General features: G+C 66.1%; 2 protein-coding genes. One reads left to right on the forward strand and one right to left on the reverse strand.

Annotation, left to right across the window (positions count from 1 at the left end; all coding sequences use genetic code 11):
• Positions 1–468: 468 nt before the first annotated feature.
• Complete coding sequence (locus ACFWPJ_RS31465; protein WP_378856950.1) at positions 469–1308, reverse strand: NAD(P)H-binding protein; 840 nt, start codon at positions 1306–1308, stop codon at positions 469–471.
• Between the two features lie 480 nt (positions 1309–1788).
• Between ACFWPJ_RS31465 and ACFWPJ_RS31470 the strand changes: the two genes are divergently transcribed.
• Entirely contained in the window at positions 1789–1923 is a 135-nt protein-coding gene (locus ACFWPJ_RS31470) for a hypothetical protein (RefSeq protein WP_378856952.1), read from the forward strand.
• Positions 1924–1988: the final 65 nt, after the last annotated feature.

A 1988-nucleotide genomic window follows, 5' to 3' on the forward strand; every position in this document is an offset into this window, starting at 1 on the left:
CTGCAGGACCGTGGTGTGGACCGAGTTCGGTGTCACCCGCCCCACCATTTACCGACATCTGTCCGCGGACGCAGCGAAAATGGAGGCGCGACGGCGGCCGGGCTGAAACCCCCTCCGATTTGCGTCGGAGGGGGTTTCTTGATGTCCTGGGCGATGCCCTTTCCCCGCTGGCATATCCGACGCGGCGGTCAGTGCCGGCTATGTGCCCGCAGTTCCCGAATCCGGGTGATTCGCTCTCCTGAAGCGGGTGTCGCAGGTTTCGAATCCTGCCGAGAAACTGCCCACAACGGCGGGTCCGTGCGTCGCGCGAACCGGCGTCGAAACCGACGCTGTGGAAGCGCATCGAGTCGATCCCGTACCGGAATCTACGAAGAATGACGAAGGTGGGCAGGCAGCGCGCGAGGCTGGATCTCGGTGTTGGACCGGGCCTGGGCGAAAGCATGCGGGTGCCCGGGCGGGTACCGCCGTTCAGCGGAACACGGCGACGTGGCGTTGCGCCCAGGCGGCGAAGGGGCCGGGTGCGCGACCCAGTATGTCCTCGACATCAGAACTGATGCGCGACTCCTCCTCGGTCGGGTCACCGAGAATGGCGAGGGTTGTTTCCACTGCGTCCGGTGGCATGAATGCGAGCATCTGCGTCCGCGCCTGATCCGGGGTCTGGTCGACGAAACGCACAGGCTCGCCGAGGATATCGCCCAGCGTGCGCGCCCGATCCCTCGGGGTTTCCGGTGTGGGCCCGGTCAATACATATATCCGGCCCGCGTGCCGGTCTTCGCGCAACGCGACCGCGGCCACCGCCGCGATGTCCTCCGGATCGACGAATGGCACGCCGGTGTCACCGAAGGGAGCGCTGACGGTCCGCTCGTCACGTACCTGCTCGGCCCAGGCCAGGGCGTTCGACTGGAAACCGCCGGGCCGGAGGAAAGTCCATGTCAGCCCGCATTGTTGGACCGCGTCCTCGATCGTCTTTCCGAGTTCCCCGTGTGACGCGCTTTCCGGCCGGGTGCTCACTCCTTGGGATGACAGCAACACAACGTGGCGTACCCCTGCGGCTTTCGCCGCCCCGAGAATCGCGGGTACGTCCGCCGCGAAGGATCCGGGGGAGAAGAGAAGAAACAGCTTCTCCGCCCCGTGGAACCCTACCGCCAAGCTGTCGAGGTCCGTCAGATCCGCGGCCACGTGCTGTACGCCGTCCGGGAGTTCGTCCGGAGTCCGGCGAGAAACCGCCGTCACCTTCTCGCCCGCCTCGGCGAGGATTCGCACCAACGGTTGTCCGACATTCCCGGTCGCTCCGGTTACCACGATCACGACTTCTCCTGAGTTAGTTGGATGACTAACCGAACGATAACGGCTCCCGCATCGGTTGTCTATAGTTAGTTGGGTAACTGACTCGGTGCGAACCCTGGGTACCGGACGACGCAGGAACGTCTGGAAGAGTAGGTCCGCATCCGGCGGCAGTGGTGCTTTCCCGGCTGCTCGACGGAGTACGGCCCGGATCAGGCGTCGACGAGGGTGGCGCGGCTGTGCCGGTTGCTCGACTTCACGGAGCCGGTGCTCACCGCGAAGACCGGGAACCTGTCCTCGCGGGGCGCGGCTGGTATTGCACGCGGACCACGCGGTCGGGCAGTGGGGATTCGCCTTCGATGGCGGTGTAGACCCAGGGGGCTGCTGCACGGATAGACAGGGCGTGGACCGGCGAATCGTGATCGTCGGAAGCGTCGCTGGCAGCCACGCCCCGCGTCGGACCATCCGTAAGATTCTGCTGACCGCGCGCGGTGAGGAGACATCATGGCGGTCACACCCGGTCTCGGTCTTGCCCTGCTCTGCCTGGCGCTGGTAGCCGCCGCGATCATGGTCTACCGGCTGGCACGCTTGGGCTCGCCGGCCGGGGTGCAGCGGCGGGTCGAGCAGTGCTGCAATTGAGCGTGATCGCGCTGATCCTCGCCGCAGCGCGGCGGCCTGTGTGGTCAGCAGTGCTCGTGTTTCTC

The sequence above is a fragment of the Nocardia sp. NPDC058497 genome, from assembly GCF_042720195.1.
Taxonomy (GTDB): domain Bacteria; phylum Actinomycetota; class Actinomycetes; order Mycobacteriales; family Mycobacteriaceae; genus Nocardia.